The 21,023-nt window shown below is 39.9% G+C and carries 22 protein-coding genes; 15 read left to right on the top strand and 7 right to left on the bottom strand.

What is annotated here, in order from left to right:
- Positions 1-14: 14 nt before the first annotated feature.
- The 6 genes from OD757_RS15005 (at position 15) to sbmA (ending at position 6,136) form a co-directional block, all read left to right on the top strand.
- Positions 15-218 (top strand): hypothetical protein, encoded by a 204-nt coding sequence (locus OD757_RS15005; protein WP_263032359.1) that lies wholly within the window; start codon positions 15-17, stop codon positions 216-218.
- 157 nt (positions 219-375) lie between these two features.
- Positions 376-543, top strand: a complete 168-nt coding sequence (locus OD757_RS15000; protein WP_263032438.1) for a hypothetical protein — start codon at positions 376-378, stop codon at positions 541-543.
- 99 nt (positions 544-642) lie between these two features.
- A complete protein-coding gene (locus tag OD757_RS14995; protein WP_004789302.1) occupies positions 643-2,118 on the top strand; it encodes an alanine/glycine:cation symporter family protein in 1,476 nt (491 codons plus the stop codon).
- Between the two features lie 170 nt (positions 2,119-2,288).
- A complete protein-coding gene (locus OD757_RS14990; protein WP_263032358.1) occupies positions 2,289-3,263 on the top strand; it encodes a patatin-like phospholipase family protein in 975 nt (324 codons plus the stop codon).
- Positions 3,264-3,466: 203 nt separating this feature from the next.
- Positions 3,467-4,702: a threonine ammonia-lyase gene (locus OD757_RS14985; RefSeq protein WP_009389407.1), complete on the top strand. Its 1,236-nt coding sequence runs from the start codon at positions 3,467-3,469 to the stop codon at positions 4,700-4,702.
- 237 nt (positions 4,703-4,939) lie between these two features.
- On the top strand, positions 4,940-6,136 hold the full coding sequence (sbmA, locus tag OD757_RS14980; RefSeq protein ID WP_263032357.1) for a peptide antibiotic transporter SbmA: 1,197 nt from the start codon (positions 4,940-4,942) through the stop codon (positions 6,134-6,136).
- Between the two features lie 40 nt (positions 6,137-6,176).
- On the opposite strand, the gene OD757_RS14975 is transcribed toward sbmA, so the two are convergent.
- Positions 6,177-6,926 carry a DUF4850 domain-containing protein gene (locus tag OD757_RS14975; protein WP_263032356.1) on the bottom strand — a complete coding sequence of 250 codons (750 nt, stop codon included), beginning with the start codon at positions 6,924-6,926 and terminating at the stop codon, positions 6,177-6,179.
- Between the two features lie 123 nt (positions 6,927-7,049).
- Here OD757_RS14975 and OD757_RS14970 point away from each other — a divergent pair, with 123 nt between their 5' ends.
- From OD757_RS14970 to OD757_RS14960, 3 genes are all read left to right on the top strand, one after another.
- A complete protein-coding gene (locus OD757_RS14970; RefSeq protein WP_263032355.1) occupies positions 7,050-8,114 on the top strand; it encodes a DUF1176 domain-containing protein in 1,065 nt (354 codons plus the stop codon).
- A gap of 63 nt (positions 8,115-8,177) precedes the next feature.
- Positions 8,178-8,921, top strand: a complete 744-nt coding sequence (locus OD757_RS14965) for a hypothetical protein (RefSeq protein ID WP_263032437.1) — start codon at positions 8,178-8,180, stop codon at positions 8,919-8,921.
- A gap of 110 nt (positions 8,922-9,031) precedes the next feature.
- Positions 9,032-9,550 carry a hypothetical protein gene (locus OD757_RS14960; protein ID WP_004789310.1) on the top strand — a complete coding sequence of 173 codons (519 nt, stop codon included), beginning with the start codon at positions 9,032-9,034 and terminating at the stop codon, positions 9,548-9,550.
- Between the two features lie 79 nt (positions 9,551-9,629).
- Here OD757_RS14960 and OD757_RS14955 read toward each other — a convergent pair whose 3' ends face one another.
- The 4 genes from OD757_RS14955 to gatC form a co-directional block, all read right to left on the bottom strand.
- Positions 9,630-10,208, bottom strand: a complete 579-nt coding sequence (locus tag OD757_RS14955) for a DJ-1/PfpI family protein (RefSeq protein WP_263032354.1) — start codon at positions 10,206-10,208, stop codon at positions 9,630-9,632.
- 169 nt (positions 10,209-10,377) lie between these two features.
- Positions 10,378-11,847, bottom strand: a complete 1,470-nt coding sequence (gene gatB, locus OD757_RS14950; RefSeq protein ID WP_263032353.1) for an Asp-tRNA(Asn)/Glu-tRNA(Gln) amidotransferase subunit GatB — start codon at positions 11,845-11,847, stop codon at positions 10,378-10,380.
- The gene (gene gatA / locus OD757_RS14945; RefSeq protein WP_263032352.1) at positions 11,847-13,325 is read right to left on the bottom strand and encodes an Asp-tRNA(Asn)/Glu-tRNA(Gln) amidotransferase subunit GatA; all 1,479 of its coding nucleotides are present in this window, start codon (positions 13,323-13,325) and stop codon (positions 11,847-11,849) included. The genes gatB and gatA overlap by 1 nt, the downstream gene beginning before the upstream one ends.
- A 53-nt stretch (positions 13,326-13,378) precedes the next feature.
- Entirely contained in the window at positions 13,379-13,693 is a 315-nt protein-coding gene (gene gatC / locus OD757_RS14940) for an Asp-tRNA(Asn)/Glu-tRNA(Gln) amidotransferase subunit GatC (RefSeq protein WP_000107699.1), read from the bottom strand.
- 133 nt (positions 13,694-13,826) lie between these two features.
- On the opposite strand from gatC, the gene OD757_RS14935 reads away from it, so the two are divergent.
- The 6 genes from OD757_RS14935 to OD757_RS14910 all read left to right on the top strand — a co-directional run bounded on the left by OD757_RS14935 (position 13,827) and on the right by OD757_RS14910 (position 18,642).
- Positions 13,827-14,867 (top strand): rod shape-determining protein, encoded by a 1,041-nt coding sequence (locus OD757_RS14935; RefSeq protein ID WP_004789315.1) that lies wholly within the window; start codon positions 13,827-13,829, stop codon positions 14,865-14,867.
- Positions 14,868-14,883: 16 nt separating this feature from the next.
- A complete protein-coding gene (gene mreC, locus OD757_RS14930) occupies positions 14,884-15,741 on the top strand; it encodes a rod shape-determining protein MreC (RefSeq protein WP_009389719.1) in 858 nt (285 codons plus the stop codon).
- Positions 15,728-16,219, top strand: coding sequence for a rod shape-determining protein MreD (gene mreD / locus OD757_RS14925; RefSeq protein WP_263032351.1), 492 nt, complete (start codon positions 15,728-15,730; stop codon positions 16,217-16,219). The genes mreC and mreD overlap by 14 nt, the downstream gene beginning before the upstream one ends.
- Positions 16,207-16,767, top strand: coding sequence for a Maf-like protein (locus OD757_RS14920; protein ID WP_263032436.1), 561 nt, complete (start codon positions 16,207-16,209; stop codon positions 16,765-16,767). The genes mreD and OD757_RS14920 overlap by 13 nt, the downstream gene beginning before the upstream one ends.
- Positions 16,768-16,874: 107 nt before the next feature.
- Positions 16,875-18,329 (top strand): ribonuclease G, encoded by a 1,455-nt coding sequence (gene rng, locus OD757_RS14915; protein ID WP_263032350.1) that lies wholly within the window; start codon positions 16,875-16,877, stop codon positions 18,327-18,329.
- 139 nt (positions 18,330-18,468) lie between these two features.
- Positions 18,469-18,642, top strand: coding sequence for a PA1571 family protein (locus OD757_RS14910; RefSeq protein ID WP_002116397.1), 174 nt, complete (start codon positions 18,469-18,471; stop codon positions 18,640-18,642).
- Positions 18,643-18,670: 28 nt separating this feature from the next.
- Here the strand turns inward: OD757_RS14910 and OD757_RS14905 are convergent, their stop codons facing one another.
- Together OD757_RS14905 and OD757_RS14900 are read right to left on the bottom strand one after the other, a co-directional pair.
- Positions 18,671-20,056 carry a WS/DGAT/MGAT family O-acyltransferase gene (locus tag OD757_RS14905; protein ID WP_132071658.1) on the bottom strand — a complete coding sequence of 462 codons (1,386 nt, stop codon included), beginning with the start codon at positions 20,054-20,056 and terminating at the stop codon, positions 18,671-18,673.
- A gap of 171 nt (positions 20,057-20,227) precedes the next feature.
- Entirely contained in the window at positions 20,228-20,962 is a 735-nt protein-coding gene (locus tag OD757_RS14900) for a phosphoadenylyl-sulfate reductase (RefSeq protein ID WP_004789321.1), read from the bottom strand.
- Between the last annotated feature and the right edge of the window lie 61 nt (positions 20,963-21,023).

The raw sequence follows: 21,023 nt of genomic DNA, 5'->3' as shown, positions 1-21,023 counted from the left end.
TATAGGAGCTTTACATGAGTCTACCACTCATCAACAAGCAGTTCATGAAACAAGGATTGGCGATTACCATTGCAACCATGAAAATGAACGTAACTCAAGCAGCTACTGAGCCACAAATAATACAACAGCTTAGTACAGGTCTAAACGCACTCTTCTTTGATCATGGAGAAAAGGGCGCAGATAGTCGCGTTATGGCGATGGCTCGTTACAGTCTTTGAAATTTATATCCAGTTTAGACATTTGCTCAAAAGTATATGTAAATATGCTTATTGGCTTAAATCCAGATTTTGTATAACTCGCTTAATTGATGGGAATCATTGGACGAGTTTATTTAGCGGTGGTCATTTGTTAGTTTCCAAGTTTGTAGCTGAGTCGATGCATACTGTTTTTCCAAAAGCGGAAAAGTTCAGTAGTGCAATGATATTATTTTATCTGAAGGTCGCGTTCTCTCATGCAACTTTCAAAGGCTTAGTGTTGGGCATGATGTTGCTTAAACTTGTGACGATAATTGCTATTCAATTGACATTCAAAGTTTTTTCTTGAATTTACTGAAAAGTCCCGGTTTTTAGGGGCTTTTTTGTTTATTGCAGTATTTTGGCATGTGCTCTTAGCACATTAGCAAGGAACGTAAGCGGACCGAGTATGAATGAACAACTCAATGCCACACTGATGTCGTGGGTAAAATTTTTTAATGACCCTTTATGGGACTTTTTGGTTATTTTCTTGCTGGCTGTAGGTATTTTTTATACGGTCTTAACAGGAGCTGTGCAAATTCGCATGTTCTTGCAAAGTATCCGAGTGATGAAAAGTAGTCGTACAGAAGGGGAAGATGAGCATGGTCTTACTCCTTTTCAGGCGTTTGTAACTGGCCTTGCGAGCCGTGTTGGGGTAGGTAATATTGCTGGTGTAGCAATTGCTATCGCAATTGGCGGTCCTGGTGCAGTTTTCTGGATGTGGGTAACGGCTGTTCTTGGTATGAGCTCTGCTTTTATTGAGTCTACGCTTGCTCAGCTATTTAAAGTTAGAGATAGTAAGAGTAAACAGTTCCGTGGTGGACCAGCCTACTATATTACTCAAGGTTTGCGCAGTAAAACCTTTGGTGTGGTCTTCGCACTTGCATTGATCTTTACCTACGGTTTCGTATTCAACTCAGTTCAAATCAATGCGATTGCTAATGCATCTTCACATGCTTGGGGTTGGGATAAAGCCAATGTTATTGCTCATTTAGGTGGTGTTGATCTAGAAATTTCATGGGTTGGTCTTGCGCTTGTTGTTATGGTTGCATTGGCAATTTTTGGTGGTATTAAGCGTATTGCTAAATTTGCAGAGATGTTTGTACCTTTAAAAGCAGGTCTTTACCTATCTGTTGCTCTCTATATTGCAATCAGTAACTATGCAATTTTGCCTGATATTTTAAAGCTGATTGTGACTGAAGCTTTCAATTTTAATTCTGCAGCAGGTGGTTTCTTTGGTGCGGCAGTGTCAATGGCAATGATGCAAGGGATTAAGCGTGGCTTGTTCTCTAACGAAGCTGGTATGGGTTCTGCACCAAATGCAGCGGCTGCATCTGATGTAAAACATCCTGTAAACCAAGGTTTGGTACAAATGCTCGGTGTATTTGTAGATACTTTCATTGTATGTACAAGTACAGCAATCATCATTTTGGTTTCTGGTGTTTACCAAGATGCAGGTTTTGTCGGTGTTGAGTTAACTCAACGTGCTTTAGAAACTCAAGTTGGGCATTGGGGATCGGACTTCCTTGCTGTTCTATTATTCTTGTTCTGTTATTCAGCTGTACTAGGTAACTATGCCTATGCAGAAGGTAATGTGCAGTTTATTAATAACAACCCGAAAGTCATGTTCATCTTCCGTATTTTTGTATTGGTGATGGTGTACTTCGGTGCAATTGGTAGTGTTCCGCTCGTTTGGTCTATGGCTGACTTGTTTATGGGTATCATGGCAACCATTAACTTGATAGCAATCGTACTATTAACGCCGATGGCACGTACATTGTTGAAAGATTACCGTGAACAATTGAAAAAAGGCATTAAAGAGCCTGAATTTAAAATTGATAAGTATCCAGAATTGAAGAAAAAAGTTGATTCAGATATCTGGTAAGTTACAAAAGGCCTCTTATAAATAAGGGGCCTTTTTCATAAGGGGGATAAATAAAATACTTGAGTCTAAATTTTAAACATGACAAATTAAATAAATTCAATACAGCTTTTCACGAAACTAGCAACTAAAATTGCAATCCAAACTTAAATCTCATAGTGCGAAGATGGGCCATGAAACAGCTTAAATTGTGGGTTCTCGGACTCTCTATGGTATTGGCGGGATGTCAAACCACCACACACTTGTCTGCTGCTCTAAAACCGCAAACAGCGGAGGCTTATGCTCGTTCTGTGGATCAGCCTTTTGCAAGAATCAAAAAACAGCAAAAACGACCTGTGGTTGCGCTCGTCTTGGGTAGTGGTGGAGCACGGGGTTATGCTCACATAGGGGTTATTGAGGTTTTAGAACAACACGGTATTCGACCAGATTTTATTGTAGGGACCAGTGCGGGTAGTATTGTTGGAGCACTTTATGCCAGTGGTAAAAGTCCTGCTGAATTGCGTAATACAGCATTAAAAATGAAAGCTGGCGATGTTCGTGACATTAGTATCGGATTAAAAGGTTTCTTTGATGGTAAAAAAGTAGAAAACTACGTTAACCAGCAAGTAAACAACATGCCACTCGAAAAAATGAAAATTCCAATGTATGTGGTTGCAACCGAATTAAAACATGGTACTAAAACCGTATTTAATTACGGCAATACGGGGCAAGCTGTTAGGGCTTCTGCTTCAATTCCGAGTATGTTTGTCCCTACCAAAATTGGTAAATCTGAATATGTCGATGGCGGGTTGGTGAGTCCTGTGCCAGTGGAAGTCGCACGAGATTTAGGGGCTGATGTGATTATTGCAGTTGATATTTTAGCTCAGCCTATTTACACAGAAACATCGAATGTCTGGGGACTGTTTAACCAGAATATTAATATTATGCAAGGTCGTCTAGCGGCAGAAGAATTACAATATGCGGATGTTGTTATTCAGCCAGATTTAAGAGAAAAAGCGCATATTTTTGATGTGAAAGGCCGTGAAGCCACCATGAAATCTGGTATCGATGCGGCCAATGCCAAACTTTCCGATATTCAGTTTGCTATTGATGAAAAAATAGCTGAACAGAATATGTCTACTGAAGGGTTAAGTGCACAAACTCAATAATTTTATGTTAATTATTTGAAAATTAATTAAAAAGCTTGAATAGGGCTTTTTTTATGGCAGTTTAAATCTTTAATTTTTGGAATAAAAATTTTTGTATATTAGAAACATGTTGGATATGCTGAAAACTCTGATGACCAATAGGTAATATTGATGTCATTGTTAAAAAATAATTGATTTGTAATGTATTGAGGCTGACTAGATAAATGATACAGCAACAGGTTGAAAATGGGTTTCCAACATTAGATGATGTTCATGCTGCCGCAGAGCGTTTAGAAGGTTTAGTCGTAAAAACTCCTTTTGTTTTCTCTGAAACCATTTCTAAAACCTTAGGGGCTGAGATGTGGCTGAAATTTGAAAACTTACAATTTACAGCTTCTTTTAAAGAACGAGGTGCACTGAATAAACTGTTGTGCTTATCTGACCAAGAAAAACAACATGGTGTTATTGCAGCTTCGGCAGGCAATCATGCCCAAGGCGTAGCGTATCATGCTCAGCGCACAGGGGTGACCGCGACCATTGTGATGCCTAAATCTACACCTAATGTAAAAGTGCAACGAGTGCGTGAATATGGCGCACGCGTTATTTTGCACGGACAAGACTTTTCAGAAGCAGCCGCTGAAATGCACCGGGTGGCACAAGAAGAATCTTTAACGATTATCCACCCATTTGACGATGCAGAAATTATTGCAGGTCAAGGAACTATTGCGCTTGAAATGCTTGCAGCTGTTCCTGATTTAGACATTTTGGTGGTGCCAATTGGTGGGGGTGGCCTAATTTCTGGTATTGCGATTGCTGCTAAAGCAATAAATCCCAAAATTAAAGTGATTGGGGTGCAATCGGTTGTATATCCAAGTATGGCAAAACTACTTTGTAATTATCAGCATGCTGTTTCAATGGGTTCTACAGTTGCAGAAGGTATTGCGGTAAAAACTCCGGGTGAGCTTACGACCCGAGTTGCTAAACAATATGTTGATGACATTGTAGTTGTTACTGAAGACATGATTGAAGAGGCAATTGCGCTGTTACTCAATATTGAGAAAACAGTATGTGAAGGGGCTGGTGCGACAGGTATTGCTGCCATTATGTCTCGTCCTGATCTATTTTTAGGTCATAAGCTTGGTGTAGTTCTGTCTGGTGGCAATATTGATACACGCGTTATGGTTTCTGTATTGCAACGTCATTTAACGCGTACAGGTCGTATGGTTCGTATTCGCGTTGAATTACCAGATAATCCAGGTGCTTTAGCGCGTTTAACAGCAATCATTGCTGAGCAAGGCGGTAATATTTATGAATTGCGTCATGAGCGCTTTGCAGCAACCAGCCGTGCCAAAGAAAGCGCCGTGAGTGTTGATGTTGAGCTTAAAAGCGCTTCAGACCTAGATTTGCTCATTCAGGCAATGCAGTTGGAAGGTTATATTGTCCGTAAAGAAGAGATTTAATCTCTGATATTGCTGTGTTATAAAAGCCGTATATGGCTCTATCGAGAGTCATATACAAGGTAATTTAAATGGATTAAATTGCCAAAAAGGGATGAATTTACAAAAAAACGATCAAATCCTTCAATGAAACGGAAAAAACTGACAATTCTCTAAACTTTGCCCTTCACAATTTTAAGGTTTAGGTTTTAGTATTCCTTCCATTGTAAATTTGAAGAAATATAAGGATATCCACGCTCAATGTTCAAATCATTCTTTCCATCACCACGGTATTTTTTTATATCTGTAGTTATTTGGCTCGCGCTAAATATGGTGCTCTGGTATACGGGGGGAGATCACTGGGGAGAGTATTTAGGCTTTCCTCATGGTTATGCAGATGCTGAGTTGCCTATTGGGGTAAGCCGTTTTTGGTCACCTGCATTTTTATGGTTCTATCTCTGGTTTTTAGTCTCTACTGCTCTTTTTGCTGGCTTTTGGAAAGTTATTTCTCATAATCCATGGCAGCGTTGGTCTATATGGGGGTCGGCATTTATTTTATTTAACATCTGGTTTAGCGTTCAGGTCAGTGTTGCGATTAATGCATGGTATGTACCATTTTGGGATTTAATTCAAAAAATGCTTTCGAGTGGCGGGGGAAATGTTTCGGCACTCTATAGTGAGACAATGGTCTTTCTTTATATTGCTATGGTTGCTGTGACTCTTGCTGTAATTAATGCTTTTTTCACAAGCCACTATGTATTCCGTTGGCGTACAGCAATGAATGAATACTACACAGAACATTGGGAACAACTGCGTCATGTTGAAGGTGCTTCGCAGCGTGTGCAAGAAGATACCATGCGCTTTGCAACAATTTTGGAAGATTTAGGGGTAGAGTTAGTAAAAGCAGTTATTACATTGATTGCGTTTTTACCTATTTTATTTCAGCTGTCTAAACATGTTTCCATTTTACCTATTGTTGGTGAGTTAAATCACTCTTTAGTATGGGCCGCAATAGTGTGGTCAATTTTCGGAACTGTTCTATTAATGGTAGTAGGGATTAAGTTGCCAGGTTTGCAATTTAACAATCAGAAAGTAGAAGCTGCTTATCGTAAAGAACTTGTCTATGGTGAAGACCATGCTGATCGCGCACAACCTGCTACCTTGCGTGAGTTATTTAGTAATGTACGTAAAAATTATTTCAGACTTTACTTCCATTATGCCTATTTTAATATGACAGCGATTTGGTATGGCCAACTTGATGTTTTATATAACTTGGTTGTCCTTTTCCCATCAATTGCTGCTGGTAAGCTCACATTAGGTTTGATTCAACAAATTGCAAATGTATTTGGGCGTGTACGTGAATCCTTCCAATACTTAATTAGTTCCTGGAAAACGATTATTGAACTGCTTTCAATTTATAAACGTTTAAAAGCTTTTGAGTCGATACTACATAAATAAATGAAAACCCGCGAAAGCGGGTTTTTTTATAAGCATTGGATTAATGGGTTGTATTATAAAAATTAAGGATAGGTCCTACTAAAGACTGTTGAGATTTATCTAAGGTGACTTGAATCTCTTTATAGTTAAAAGTGTCTTCATCATCATATTTAGCTATACCATGCGTTTTATTGTTCACTTGTGGAATTTGATAACTAAAAAAAGCCACTTTCTTAGAAGGGTGAACAATATTGATCAGTTTTTTAGGATCTTTATAGCCACCGAATTCATTTTCAAGACTTTCTTTTAACAGCTCGGGAAAGTAAAGCGTTGCATTTGGTAGTCCGCAACCAACACAAAATGAAGAATCATAGAGTTCTATTGCTTGTTTTTGATCTGTACTCATTATTAGAGCAAAACCAGTCCCGTTAGCACCTGCACTTGCTTGCACATCTTGCCAATTTCTTGGAACGAGCACTAAACCTGTTTCAGGTAATGCAAGAAGCTTGAGTTGCTTGGCATATTGAGCATCGAGTTTAAAATTAAAACGACAACTTTTAGGTGTACAGGTTTCAAAGTCTTTAAGTAAACCATTCTCTGTTGGGCTTTGTGCTGTAACACCATAAAACGGGACTGTAACGCCGTTTAAAAACTTTGCCTCTCCTAGAGCGTAGAATTGATTATCTGCTTTGCGGGTTGCAGCAGAGCTATAAAACTTTGGGAAATGGGGAGTAAAGCTTTTTACTTCTGCATAAGCAGTTGAAGTTAGACTGATCAATGCTGTGCATAATAGAAAATTTAATTTTTTCATTTTTAGAAAGTAATCAATTTAAATCTTATATAAATCTAACATATTCTTTTAAACTGTAAGGTAATTCAAAATTTAAAACTGTTTTAACTTCATAATAAAACAGACCAGCAGAGACTTGAAAAAATGAAAAAAATCCTTTCAATTTGCTGTTTATCAGTCATCAGTTCTTATGGTTTTGCTCAAGACATAAAAGGTATTTCATTTTCACACCAAGAATGGGAAATCTCTTGTAGCAATACCGGCACATGTAAAGCCGCAGGCTATCAAAATGAAGAAAATGGCGATAATCCAGCATCGCTTTTATTGGTACGTAAAGCAGGGCCAAAACAAGCTGTGCAAGCTGAATTTGCTTTATCAGACTATGAGCAAAGTTTGCCAGCCAATCAGCTTAAAAATATTCATTTTTATGTAAATAGCAAAGATTTAGGGGCTGTGAGTATCGATGGGAATGATTTGCCATTGATGGGGAAATTGAATAATTCACAAGTCAACGCTGTACTACAACAGTCTAAACAGAAACCTGAAATTGTATTTAAAAATGCTCAGCATGAATGGAAAATTTCCGATGCAGGAATGACCGCTGTGCTATTAAAAATGGATGATTTTCAGAAGCGTATTGGGACTGTTGGTGCTTTAGTTAAAAAGGGCAATGCCAATGAAGCTAAAGTACTTATGTCTGAGCCAAAACTACTTGTTAAACGCATTAAAACTACAGCTAAATCTTATTTAACGCTACAACCGAAAAGCAAGCAGTATCAAGCAATACACCGTAGCTTGATGGAAGCTAATCCGAATCCTAAAGAAGACTTTTGTGAAGGAATTTATGGTGGTAATAGTGATGGAGCTGAACCACAAGAAATTGAGCTATATAAACTAACCAATAAGAAAGTTTTGGCGACTACATTGTGTTGGAGAGGGGCTTATAACGAAGGATATGGGGCATGGATACTCGATGAGTCTTTGACTGGTAAAGCAACGTTTGTGACAGAAACAGCTTCTGATTTCGATAGCGGTATTATCAGTAGTGCTCAAAAAGGAAGAGGCATAGGCGATTGCTGGGCAAGTGAAGAATGGGTTTGGGACGGCAAGAGTTTTGTACACACAAAAGATATGTGGACAGGGATGTGCAAAGGCTTGGCAGCAGGTGGGGTGTGGGAGCTTGATCGAATTGAAGCTATTGTAAAATAATGCATTGAATATATAAGAATAGTGTAAGGAAATAAGATTTTGAATTATAAAATTAATTTAATAATGGTTGCTTTAGCAGGTGTATTAAGTTGTTCGGCTATATCCGTTTTTGCTGCGCCATTACAAATTCTGGAATTTAAGAAAGGGCAACTGAGTTCAATAGAACAAAGTCAACTTTGTAAACAAATAAAAGATTTATGCCAGCAAGGCGCGCAATGGCGTAGCTTAAAAACTCCAGACCAAAATTTATGGATGTTATCGAGCCGTAATGATATCGCACAGTTTAAAGCTACATCTACAGGTTTTAAATTAGTCAGGAAATGGAATATTGTGACAACAGGCAGCGAGGATGGCTTTCATAAACAATATATATTTCCTAAGCTTTTTCCACTCACTCAACAGCGTTATGCAATTGCTGTAATCGATTCATTTTCTGAAATGTACTCAGGAGGCGGTGCGAATATTGAGCGTGCTAGTTTTTATGAGTTAACAGATTCTGGAACGACACATCAATTTATTGCGAAATATCCATTTAGTTTTAGTCGGATGATCAGAGCTTGTTTTTCTGAGCAAGATTATGAAAGTTCTCAAGGCAAATGCCATGATGAAGATAGTCTCAGTCTAGATATTCGTCCGATTAAACCTATGTTGTGGCAATTTCGCTATCGTTATAGTTTAAGCGTATCACCTGTCTCGGATTCAGGTGAAAAATCTTATCAGGGCAGTAGAAACTTAGATATTGATTTAAATAAAGCGCCAGAACAGCCAAATATTCCAGAAGCATGGAATTATGCCGGAATGGGCTAATTATTAAAGTAATTATTAAATTTGAAGAAATAGACGATTTACAGAGTCATAACAGGTAACACCACTAGCTCTGTGATACAAAGAACAGATTGTTTATTGGAGCTAGACCCATGTCACGTCAAGTTTATGCGATTGCCCGCCGTAAGTTTTCACATTTGAGCCGTTCAGTTTGTATGGCAGTTGCTGTACTGGGTACAACACAAATTGCGATGGCGGGTCCAACGGTTGATCAGCTCAGTGATTGTCTTGTTAAAGCGACAACGGCTTCAGACAAGACCACGGTGCTTCAATGGACATTTACGGCTTTAGCTGCCCATCCCGATTTAAAAGCATTTAGTAATGTAACGCCTGAGCAAAAAGATCAGTTAGATCAAAAACTGGCGCAGGTTTTACAGCGTGTGATTGTGGAGCAATGTTCTACCCAAACTAAAGCTGTGATTCAGGCTGAAGGTGTGAAGGCAGTTGGGGAGGCTTTCCAGCAGTTAGGTCAAAGTGCGGGTGAAGATATTGTTAAAGACCCCGCAGTTAAACAGCAGTTGCAAGGCACATTACGCTATATCGACTTAAATAAATTGGTGACAACGTTTTTAACGCCAGAGATTTGGAATAAGTTGGGAATTACAAGATAAAAAATCTAGTTTTCTATTTTAGTAATAAAGCCTGCTATCTAAGAGCAGGCTTTATTGTATTTGGGATAAAGTGATTTATTTAGATTGTAATTGTAGCGCCTAAGACTTTCACGAATTGTGCTAACCAAGCTGGATGTGCAGGCCAAGCTGGGGCAGTCACCAAATGTCCATCTGTAACTGCTTCAGTTACAGTAATATCTGCGTATTGTCCACCTGCCAATTTTACTTCGGCAGCACATGCTGGATAAGCTGAGCAGAGGCGACCTTGTAATACATCTGCCGCTGCGAGTAACTGAGCGCCATGGCATACGGCTGCAATTGGTTTTTTCACTCGATCAAACTCACGCACAATTTCGACAACACGGTCATTCATGCGCAAATACTCTGGTGCACGGCCACCCGGAATAACTAGACCTACATAGTTTTCAGTATTAACGGCATCAAAATCAAAGTTAATGGCGAAGTTGTGGCCACGTTTTTCGCTATAAGTTTGTTCACCTTCAAAATCATGAATAGCTGTCGCAATATGGTCGCCGTTCTTTTTATTTGGGCAAACAGCATGCACGGTATAACCTAAACCAGTTAAGAACTGAAAAGGAACCATGGTTTCATAGTCTTCCGCATAGTCACCGACCAACATTAAAATATTTTTAGACATGATTTAACTCTCTTTTTAAAATATAAGTTAGCTCAATTTTTAATTTAAGTTAGCACAGTCGGTATGCGATTTTTTAGTAAAAAGCGCATTCTTTAGTCGAAGAATAATTCATAGGTGATATAAAAAAGCCCCGATAAATCGAGGCTTTTTGTTGAGTTGACTAATGAAATTAACCAATCAATTTTTTCATTAATTCATTTACTTGAGCAGGGTTGGCTTTACCCTTAGAAGCTTTCATGACTTGACCTACAAGACCGTTAAAGGCTTTTTCTTTACCAGACTTGTACTCTTCAACCATTTTCTCATTGGCTGTAAGCACTTCTTTAATGATTGCTTCAATCGCACCAGTATCAGTTTCTTGCTTTAAGCCTTTTTCCGCAATAATGTCATCGGCAGATTTACCTTCCGATTCCCACATAAAGCCAAAGACTTGTTTTGCAATCTTACCGCTAATGGTGTTGTCAACAATACGTGCAATCATTCCACCTAGCTGTTCAGCAGAAACAGGCGAGTCAGCCAAATCTAGATTAGCTTTGTTTAACGCAGCTGAGAATTCGCCCATCACCCAGTTTGCAGATACTTTACCTTGTGTAGCGCCGCCCGCAGCAGCCACAACAGCTTCATAGAAGTCCGCCATTTCGCGTGAGAGTGTAAGTACATGTGCATCGTACTCAGTTACACCAAAGTCTGCGATAAAGCGTGCACGGCGTGCAGCAGGTAGCTCTGGAAGTGCAGCACGAGCTGATTCAATTTGCTCATCTGCAATAATCACGGGTAACAAGTCTGGATCTGGGAAGTAGCGGTAATCGTTCGCTTCTTCTTTCGAACGCATTGAACGTGTTTCCATTTTGTTTGGATCGAACAAACGTGTTTCTTGGTCGATGCTTCCGCCGTATTCCAAAATTTCCATTTGGCGTTCAATTTCAACATTGATTGCTTGTTCAATGAAACGGAATGAGTTGAGGTTTTTAAGCTCACAGCGCGTACCAAACGGTTGACCCGGACGACGTAAAGACACGTTACAGTCTGCACGGAATGAACCTTCAGCCATGTTGCCGTCAGAAATACCTAACCAACGCACAAGTGTGTGAATTGATTTGATATATGCCACTGCTTCTTCAACCGAACGCATGTCAGGTTCAGAAACGATTTCAAGCAAAGGTGTACCAGCACGGTTTAAGTCAATGCCAGACATGCCATCAAATTGGTCATGAATCGATTTACCTGCATCTTCTTCAAGGTGAGCACGAGTTACACCAATACGTTTAGTCGTACCATCCTCAAGCTGGATATCAATGTGGCCTAAACCAACAATTGGGTTATCCATTTGACTAATTTGATAGCCCTTTGGAGAGTCAGGGTAGAAGTAGTTTTTACGTGCAAACACAGATGCTTGGTCGATGTAAGCATCGATTCCAAGACCGAAACGAATTGCAAGATCAACTACTTTTTCATTTAAAACAGGCAATACACCCGGCATAGCCAAGTCTACAAGGCTTGCTTGCGTGTTGGGGTCTTGACCAAATTCAGTCGATGAACCAGAGAAAATTTTAGAATTGGTTGCAAGCTGAGTATGAATCTCGATACCAATAACGACTTCCCAACCGTCAATCAATTTCAACTTTTGAGCTTCAGCCATTATGCATTCTCCTCAGCAATTGCCGCACGTTTGGTATGCCAGTCAGTGTTTTGTTGGTATTGATGAACAATCGACAATAATTGTGACTCTGACCAGTAGTTACCAATCAACTGTAAGCCTACAGGTAAGCTGTCTTTATCAAAACCAACAGGAGCATTAATCGCTGGTAAGCCTGCTAAGTTCACTGCAAGTGTATAGATATCACCTAAATACATTTCAGTTGGACTTAAGTTTGCACCAATTTTATAAGCTGTCGTTGGTGCAGAAGGAGCCGCGATCACATCTACATTTTCAAATGCTTTTAAGAAGTCCTGTTGAATTAAGCGACGTACTTTTTGTGCTTTTACATAGTAAGCATCGTAATAACCTGCAGAAAGCGCGTATGTACCAATAAGGATACGACGTTGAACTTCAGGGCCAAAGCCTTCTGAACGAGAACGCTTATAAAGATCCATCAAGTCGGCTGGGTTTTCACAGCGGTAGCCATAACGAACACCGTCATAACGAGACAAGTTAGAAGATGCTTCTGCTGGCGCAATCAGGTAATACGTCGGTACATAAGCTTCAGTCATGTTGAGATCGATCTCAACAAGCGTTGCACCCATTTCTTCAAGCTTTTTCAAAGATTCTTCAACACGAGCTTTTACGTCTGCATCTAAGCCTGCAACGTTAAAGTACTGTTTAGGAATACCAATACGTAAGCCTTTTACAGATGTGCCATTTAAGTTCGCAACGTAGTCATCAACTTCTTTTTTAACCGAAGTCGAGTCTTTTGCATCATGACCAGCAATTACATTCATCAGGTAAGCACAGTCTTCAGCAGAGCGTGCCATTGGACCTGCTTGGTCTAAAGATGAGGCATAAGCAATGATCCCGAAACGAGATACACGACCATAGGTTGGTTTTAAGCCTGTTAAGCCACAGAAAGAAGCAGGTTGGCGAATTGAACCACCTGTATCTGTACCCGTAGCGAAAGGCGCTAAGTCAGCCGCTACAGCCGCAGCAGAACCACCTGATGAACCACCAGGAACGTGGTCAAGTGCCCATGGGTTGCTAGTTGCTCCAACATATGAGCTTTCTGAAGTTGAGCCCATCGCAAACTCGTCCATGTTCACTTTACCTAAAGTGACAAGACCAACTGCTTTAGTTTTTTCAACGACAGTTGCATCGTAAGGAGAGATGAAGTTGTCTAGAATTTTTGAACCAGCAGTTGTTTTAATGCCTTTGGTACAAAAGATATCTTTATGAGCAAGTGGAATACCCGTTAGAGCAGTTGCATTACCTGCTTTTAAAGCAGCATCGGCAGCATCAGCTTCCGCGAGCGCCTGTTCAGGTGTAACCGTCACATAGCTTTTTACCAGTGGGTCAATTTTAGCAATACGTTGCAAATAATGTTCAGTCAGTTCGCGAGATGAAAACTTCGCTTGGCTTAAGCCCTCAGCAAGTTCACGAATTGATAAGCGATGTAAATCAGTCATGAGTAAAATTTCTTTACATTCAAAATAGGGAAGATGGGTTAATTGAGTAAAAGTTATTCAATCACGCGAGGAACAAGATACAAACCATCTTGAGTTGCAGGTGCAACTGCTTGGTATTCATCTCGATGATTGCTTTCCGTTACCACATCAGCACGTAAAGGTTGAGGATTGTCAAAAGGACTTTTCAAAGGTTCTACGCCTTCCGTATCAATGCCTTTTAAGGTTTCCATCATGCCTAAAATTTTATTTAGACTTTGAGCATATTCAGCAGATTGCGTATCATTGAGCGACAATCGAGCAAGATTGGCGATTGCTGAAACTGTTTGTGCATTTAAATCTGCTGAATGCTGTGCATCCGATGTAGACATAACATCACCTAATCAGTATTAAAAATTTTCAAAATATCGTGCGTTATAATAAGCGATTGACTTGTTCAAATCATCACATTTAGTTTAAAGTTGCCACCTTGCATCCACATGAAAGTTTAACTGAGAACGAACCGTGATTCTAAAACGACTAATTGGCTTGTTTTCGCCGGATCTAGCCATTGATTTAGGTACAGCAAATACACTTATTTATGCACCAGGCCGCGGCATTATATTAAATGAACCAACAGTTGTGGCAATTCGTCACAGTGGTTCACAAAAAATTGTTGCTGCTGTAGGTCTAGATGCTAAGCAAATGCTGGGCCGTACGCCTGCGAATATTTCTGCAATTCGTCCAATGAAAGACGGTGTAATTGCGGATTTTGAAGTGACTGAAACCATGTTGAATCAGTTTATTGGTAAAGTTCACGAAAAACGTTTGTTCCCACCTGCACCTCGTGTAGTTGTATGTGTACCATGTAAATCAACTTTGGTCGAGCGTCGTGCGATTCGCGAAGCAGTATTTAATGCTGGTGCCCGTGATGTTCGTCTCATTGAAGAACCTATGGCTGCTGCAATTGGCGCAGGTATGCCAGTTGAACAAGCATGTGGTTCTATGGTTGTGGATGTTGGTGGTGGTACAACTGAAATTGCAATTATTTCATTGCAAGGTTGTGTCTATGCTGACTCTTTACGCATCGGGGGCGATGTTTTTGATGAGCAAATCATCAATTATGTTCGTAAAGCTCACGGTTGTGTAATTGGTGAAACCACTGCTGAAATTATTAAAAAAGAAGTAGGTATGGCTGTTTCTGATGGCACAACATTAGAAATTGAAGTACGCGGTCGTAATCTTGCAGAAGGTGTGCCTCGCGCAATTACTGTAACTTCTGACGAAATTACTCAAGCAATCTCTGATCCATTACAAAATATTGTAAGCGCAGTAAAATCTGCACTTGAGCAAACTCCTCCAGAACTTTCTTCTGATATTGCCGAGCGCGGTATTGTGTTGACAGGTGGTGGTGCATTACTTCGTAATCTCGATAAATTGTTAGCTCAAGAAACTGGTTTACCAGTTGTGGTTGCTGAAGATCCTCTTACTTGTGTAACTCGCGGTGGCGGTAAAGTATTGGAATTCTTCGACAACCCGAACCATGACATGCTTTTCGTCGGTTAAGTTTAAGGATTAGGCGGTGCAACCGAATATTTTTTCAAGACAGCCGCCATCTTTCCGCTCGTTCATTATTGCGGTCATTACATGCTTGGTTGTGCTATTCTTTGATTGGCGCATGCCCTATGTAATTCAGCCAGCAAGGGATGTCCTGTACGCTGCATATAACCCAATTTATGCATTGGCCAGTTATCCAGTACTGTCGAGAGAATGGCTGAATCAACAAACAAAATCTGAAGCACAACTGCGTCGTGAAAATACTGCGATGCAGGCTGAGCTTTTACAAGCTCAGGTTCGTTTACAGAAGCTTTCTGAACTGTCAGCTGAAAACACCCGTTTGCGAGGTCTTCTTGATACTCCATTAATTATTGATGGACGTATGGAGATTGCCGAAGTGATTGGGACAGATGCAGACCCATTGCGTCATATCATCATTGTTAACCGTGGTTCTATGGACCATTTAAAGGTCGGTCAAACGGTTCTGGATGATAAGGGGATTATGGGACAGATCATTAATGTATATCCTCATAGCTCACGTGTAATGTTGTTATCAGATAAAGAACATTCACTTTCGGTACGTCTTGAACGCACTGGAATGCGAGCGATTGTGTCTGGTACTGGTGATTTGGGCCGTTTAAAAATGGAATATGTGCCGACCAGTGCAAATATTCAAGTGGGTGATAAAGTGTTTAGCTCAGGATTGGGTGAACATTTCCCAGCAGGGTATGCAGTGGGTACAGTTGCTAAAATAAGACGTCATAATTCAGGCGAGTTTGCAGAAATTGATGTGACACCAGCCGCGCAACTAGCAACAGGGCACCATGTCGTTATACTTTTCTCAGAGTCATTAGCGAAGGAGCAGCCATATGCCGATCGCTAAACTGAAACGAGAAAAGCGCCAAGATCCATTATGGGGAATAATTATCTCTGTAATTGTAGGCTCGGTGCTCATGGTTTACCCGCTATCCTACGATATTTCAGGTTGGCGCCCATTATTCATGTTGATGATTATGCTGTTTTGGGTGGTATGTCAGCCAACATGGTGTGGGGTCTGGTTTGCATTTGGAATGGGGATTTTTACAGACTTATTGCTTGATGCTCCTTTAGGTCTCAATGCCTTAAGTTTTGTAATTATGACTTTCCTTACCCGATTTTTAATTCGGGAGCGCCGTATTTTAACCTTTGGTAATTTATGGACAATTGCAACGCTGGTCATTATTGCTCATTTAGCGTTTATGTGGGTAACCCAGACCATGGGTGGAATTCATTTTTCGATTGCTAGACATTGGCAACCATTGATGACAAGTATCATCACGTGGCCAATCGTCTATTATTGTTTGGCAAAATGGCGCATATAGTTTTAGCATCTAGCTCTCCTCGTCGGAAGGAGTTGTTACAACAGCTAGGCTTGGATTTTGAAATCTATAGCCCGGATATTGATGAGTCTGTTCATAAGAATGAGCTGGTTCATCACTATGTTGAACGGTTGGCTAGAGAAAAAGCGCAAACTGTACTGACGCTTTTTCCAGAAGCAATTGTTATTGCTGCCGATACAAGTCTTGGGCTTGATGGTCAAATTATTGGTAAGCCTGAATCAAAGAGCCATGCTTTTGAGATATGGAAACAATTGTCTGGACGTTGGCATGATGTGTTTTCTGGACTATGTATTGCTACGCAGCAACAAATGTTAAGTCAGGTGGTACAAACACAAGTCGAATTCCAGCATCTGACTGCACAAGATATGGAAGATTATTGGATTACAGGGGAGCCTATTGGGAAAGCCGGTGGATATGCAATTCAAGGAATTGCTTCTCAATATATTCCCCAAATTCAAGGAAGTTATAGTAATGTGGTAGGACTTCCTTTATACGAATTTGCACAGTTATTCAAAAGAGTAAAGACATAAGAGGTTGTTATCATTCTTAATTGAATAGCATTGTCGATAAACACTAGGCAAAGTTAACAGCTTCTCTGACTCTTTAATAAAAATTTTATAACGCTTTGAGTTTATGTATGTCAGAAGAATTACTTATTAATGTCACGCCTATGGAGTGTCGGGTGGCATTAATCGAAAACGGAACTGTTAATGAGCTGTATGTCGAACGTACAGTCAAACGTGGTCTAGTCGGCAATATTTACAAGGGTAAAGTCGTGCGGGTGCTTCCGGGCATGCAAGCTGCCTTTGTTGATATTGGTTTGTCTCGAACAGCCTTTTTACATATCAATGATATGGTTTGGCCTCGGTCACAGCCTACCCCAAATGTTTTTGAACTCTTACACCCTGGGCAAACGCTTACTGTCCAAGTAATGAAAGATATGTTGGGGACGAAAGGGGCTCGTCTGAGTACTGATCTTTCAATCCCTTCTCGTTATCTGGTTTTAATGCCATATGGTAATCATATTGGTGTATCTCAGCGTATTGAGTCTGAAGAAGAACGAGAGCGACTACGTAATATTATCGAAGGGATTCAATCTGAACATAATTTGCCGGGTAGCGTGATTGTACGTACAGCTGCCGAAGGTGTAGATGAGGCAGAAATTGCACAGGATATGTGCTATCTGAGTAAATTATGGGAATACATCCAACGAAAACAAATAGATGTTGCTGTTCCTTCCTTAATTTTTGAAGAGCTACCATTACCTCAACGTATTATTCGAGATTTGGCTAGTGATGAAACTGCAAAGATCTATGTCGATTCGAGAGAAATTCACGCCAAGCTTCTTGAGTTTGTTGAAGAATTTGTTCCGAATATGCAGAGTCGACTCATTCATTATCCAGGTGAACGACCACTATTTGATCTTTATAATGTCGAAGAAGATATTCAAAAAGCTTTACAAACCCGCGTAGCTTTGAAGTCAGGCGGCTATCTGATGATCGATCAGACTGAAGCCATGACAACGATTGATGTTAATACGGGGTCATATGTAGGTGGTCGTAGTCTTGAGGACACGGTTTTTAAAACCAATATGGAAGCGACTCAAGTTATCGCGCGTCAACTTAGACTGCGTAATTTGGGTGGTATTCTCATTATTGATTTTATTGACATGCAAGAGGCAATTCACCGTGAAGAGGTGATGCGTCAGTTCGAAAAAATGCTTGAGCGTGATCACGCCAAAACTAAGATTACTCAGGTTTCAGAACTTGGTCTGGTCGAAATGACGCGCAAACGAACACGTGAATCGTTAGAACATTTGTTATGTGAGTCGTGTCCAACCTGTCAAGGACGTGGTTTTGTCAAAACAGCAGAGACAGTGTGTTACGAAATATTTCGTGAGATATTACGATATACCCGTGCATTTGAGTCAACGAGTGGCTTTACTGTTGTTGCTCATCCTTCTGTGATTGACCGATTATTAACAGCAGAAGCGCCCGCAGTGGCAGATTTAGAGCATTTCATCAAACGTGTAATTAAATTTCAGGTCGAAAATTTATATACGCAAGAGCAATACGATATCATTTTAAGTTAAAGTTGTAACAAGATATCGCTTAATCCTTGTTACAACTGAAATTTTACTTTCATTCATGAATTTTAAATACTACTTACATACAGTAGCCGTAGACGTTCTCCCTATTTAACGTCTTAGCAAACAATAAGAGGTATAACCCATGAATGTAAGTGAAAACTTAATTAGCAACGGTCTTAAACATGTTTTAGAAAGTACGCCAGTAAATAGCTGCTATATGTTGAATGACCAAGGTAAAGAAGTACCGATCACAACTGCAATGATTCGTTCAGTATGTCATCAGTTGCTTAACCAGTGCCGCACAATTAAAAAATAAGGGGCCAATTCAAAGCCCCTTAATTTTTCTAACTTGCTGAATGATGTTTCAGCTGCTTCTCTGCAATAATTTCTTCAAAACGTTGAATCTCATCTTCTAAGTGAGTTAAAAGGTTTTGCATTTTTGGCAAAGCATTTCGACAAGCTGTTAATCCAACTTCAAGCTTATCTAAATAACTCGTCATGGTAATATTTAGAGCTTGTCCATCCATGACAATGGAAGCAGGGTAGAGAGCATCTAATTTCGCGCCATTCCAATAAAGCGGCTCACGTGGTCCTGGGACATTGGAAATGACTAAATTGAACGCTTGGCGCTTAGGAAGCATTCCTGACATGATGTTTAATCCTGCCGGACCATAAACAACTGCACTATAGTTTAAAATTTCATTTGCAGTCATACGGCTAAAGCGTTGCTTTGAATTCTGCATGCTGCGACGAATAATTTCTAGACGTTCTAATGGTTGGTCTTTATGAGTCCCTAGATTTGCCAAAATCATTGTAATCCGGTTACTCATGTCAGAATCATCTGTACGTAATGAAGCTGGTACCATGGCAATAAGTGGCTTTTTAGGTAAGCTATTTTGACTAATCAAATATTCACGTAAAGCTCCAGAACATACAGCCAGCACAACATCGTTAATTGTGACACCTAATGCCTTTGAGATTTTTCTAAGGCGGCTCAATTCAAATGATTGGGCAGCAAAGCGACGTGAAGCACTTACTCTTTGGTTCAATATCGAAATTGGCGCCTGAAAGGTAGAAACATAATCAGGATTTTTACCCATTTCTTTAAATATAGTCTGAGATAGCTCTTGCATCACTTTAGGAGCTATATCGAGTTGAGATTTAATACCACCTAAAATACTCTTAATTTTGCTTGTACTTGGAGTAGGTACTTTTAGGCGTTTAGTTCTTTTGCTCTCAACACACCATAGAGGAACCACGTGTTTCTCTTCAGGTGTTTTTGATAGGGATTTCTCGATCAAACGCATACCCGCAACGCCATCGACCATTGCATGATGGATTTTAAAATACATGGCAAAACGATTGCCTTCGATTCCTTCAATAATGTCACATGTCCAAAGTGGCTTTGCGCGATCAATTAATGAGCTATGCTGCTGTGAAATATAAACCAGTAGTTCACGAATACGGCCCGGATGAGGCAAAGCAATGTGACGAAAGTGATGATCGATATCGAACTCTTCATCTTCATCCCAAAATAAGCCATTTAAACGGTTATTGAACGGAGGAATAGGAATGCTTTTTGAGCGTTTAATATCTTCTACTAAATCATGTACAAAAGTTTCAGGTGCATTTTCTGGAATTTCAAATAAAAATAATCCACCGACATGCATGGGTTGCTGTCTTTTTTCAAGTGACAGAAAAATGAAATCAATTGGGTGTAATGGACGCATAAATCATTGTGCCTCATGCATTTTTCTAAGAAGCCCTTATCTGAGCTCTTATTAGAATTATAGAACCGTAAAATTAAGTATATAGCGTTTAGAGTAGATAAAATATGACTTTGTGTACGGAACATGACATAAAAAAAACCACTGATTTAGCAGTGGTTTTTTGATAACAAATTACTTTTTCATATTACCTGCGTGTAATCCACATTCTTTTTGAGTCGCTTCTTCCCACCACCAGCGTCCTTCACGTTCATGTTGGTTCGGTAATACAGCACGTGTACATGGTTCACAGCCAATAGAAACAAAACCACGTTCGTGAAGAGGGTTATATGGAATCTCCATCATACGGATGTAGCTCCATACTTCAGCACTTGTCCAGTTTGCTAGAGGATTATATTTAATGAGCTGCTTACCTGGACCTGAGAAACCCGCATCTGCTTGTACTACTGGAATTTCTGTACGTGTACCAGGGCTTTGATCTTTACGTTGACCCGTAATCCAGCCATCTAAAGTCGCAAGTTTTTTACGTAAAGGCTGAACTTTTCGGATACCACAACATTCTTGGTGACCATCTGTAAAAAAGCTGAATAAACCTTTTTCGTTTACCATGTTTTGAACAGCTTCAGATTCAGGGAAACAAATTTCGATATTGATATTGTAGTGTTTACGGACAGTTTCAATAAATTGATAAGTTTCAGCATGCAGGCGGCCAGTGTCGAGACTAAAGACACGGAACGGCTTACCCAAACGTGAAGCAATATCAATTAAGACAACGTCTTCTGCTCCCGAAAATGAAATTGCGATTTCACCTTGTTGGCTTAAAGCAAGTTCTAAAATTTCTCGAGGGCTTTTGGTGGCATATTCAGCAGCAAGAGCATCTACGATATCAATAGTCGGAATAACGGTCATGTGTGTTCCTGGCAAAAGGCTTGGGCGCATTGAGTTATGAAAAATATTCTAAAGGATAGTT

The organism is Acinetobacter sp. AYS6 (genome assembly GCF_025630795.1).
Lineage (GTDB): Bacteria > Pseudomonadota > Gammaproteobacteria > Pseudomonadales > Moraxellaceae > Acinetobacter.
The sequence above is the reverse complement of the archived record's forward strand: the minus strand, read 5'-3'. Positions and strand labels throughout refer to the sequence as shown.

Bases quoted from the DNA above. Each gene is read 5' to 3' on its own strand.
- sbmA (WP_263032357.1), top strand. From the start codon at position 4,940: ATGTTCAAATCATTCTTTCCATCACCACGGTATTTTTTTATATCTGTA.
- OD757_RS15000 (WP_263032438.1), top strand. From the start codon at position 376: ATGCATACTGTTTTTCCAAAAGCGGAAAAGTTCAGTAGTGCAATGATA.
- OD757_RS14960 (WP_004789310.1), top strand. From the start codon at position 9,032: ATGTCACGTCAAGTTTATGCGATTGCCCGCCGTAAGTTTTCACATTTG.
- OD757_RS14990 (WP_263032358.1), top strand. From the start codon at position 2,289: ATGAAACAGCTTAAATTGTGGGTTCTCGGACTCTCTATGGTATTGGCG.
- OD757_RS14965 (WP_263032437.1), top strand. From the start codon at position 8,178: ATGGTTGCTTTAGCAGGTGTATTAAGTTGTTCGGCTATATCCGTTTTT.
- OD757_RS14910 (WP_002116397.1), top strand. From the start codon at position 18,469: ATGAATGTAAGTGAAAACTTAATTAGCAACGGTCTTAAACATGTTTTA.
- OD757_RS14905 (WP_132071658.1), bottom strand. From the start codon at position 20,056: ATGCGTCCATTACACCCAATTGATTTCATTTTTCTGTCACTTGAAAAA.
- mreD (WP_263032351.1), top strand. From the start codon at position 15,728: ATGCCGATCGCTAAACTGAAACGAGAAAAGCGCCAAGATCCATTATGG.
- OD757_RS14955 (WP_263032354.1), bottom strand. From the start codon at position 10,208: ATGTCTAAAAATATTTTAATGTTGGTCGGTGACTATGCGGAAGACTAT.
- OD757_RS14975 (WP_263032356.1), bottom strand. From the start codon at position 6,926: ATGAAAAAATTAAATTTTCTATTATGCACAGCATTGATCAGTCTAACT.
- gatC (WP_000107699.1), bottom strand. From the start codon at position 13,693: ATGTCTACATCGGATGCACAGCATTCAGCAGATTTAAATGCACAAACA.
- gatA (WP_263032352.1), bottom strand. From the start codon at position 13,325: ATGACTGATTTACATCGCTTATCAATTCGTGAACTTGCTGAGGGCTTA.
- rng (WP_263032350.1), top strand. From the start codon at position 16,875: ATGTCAGAAGAATTACTTATTAATGTCACGCCTATGGAGTGTCGGGTG.
- OD757_RS14900 (WP_004789321.1), bottom strand. From the start codon at position 20,962: ATGACCGTTATTCCGACTATTGATATCGTAGATGCTCTTGCTGCTGAA.
- OD757_RS14970 (WP_263032355.1), top strand. From the start codon at position 7,050: ATGAAAAAAATCCTTTCAATTTGCTGTTTATCAGTCATCAGTTCTTAT.
- gatB (WP_263032353.1), bottom strand. From the start codon at position 11,847: ATGGCTGAAGCTCAAAAGTTGAAATTGATTGACGGTTGGGAAGTCGTT.
- OD757_RS14995 (WP_004789302.1), top strand. From the start codon at position 643: ATGAATGAACAACTCAATGCCACACTGATGTCGTGGGTAAAATTTTTT.
- OD757_RS15005 (WP_263032359.1), top strand. From the start codon at position 15: ATGAGTCTACCACTCATCAACAAGCAGTTCATGAAACAAGGATTGGCG.
- OD757_RS14920 (WP_263032436.1), top strand. From the start codon at position 16,207: ATGGCGCATATAGTTTTAGCATCTAGCTCTCCTCGTCGGAAGGAGTTG.
- OD757_RS14985 (WP_009389407.1), top strand. From the start codon at position 3,467: ATGATACAGCAACAGGTTGAAAATGGGTTTCCAACATTAGATGATGTT.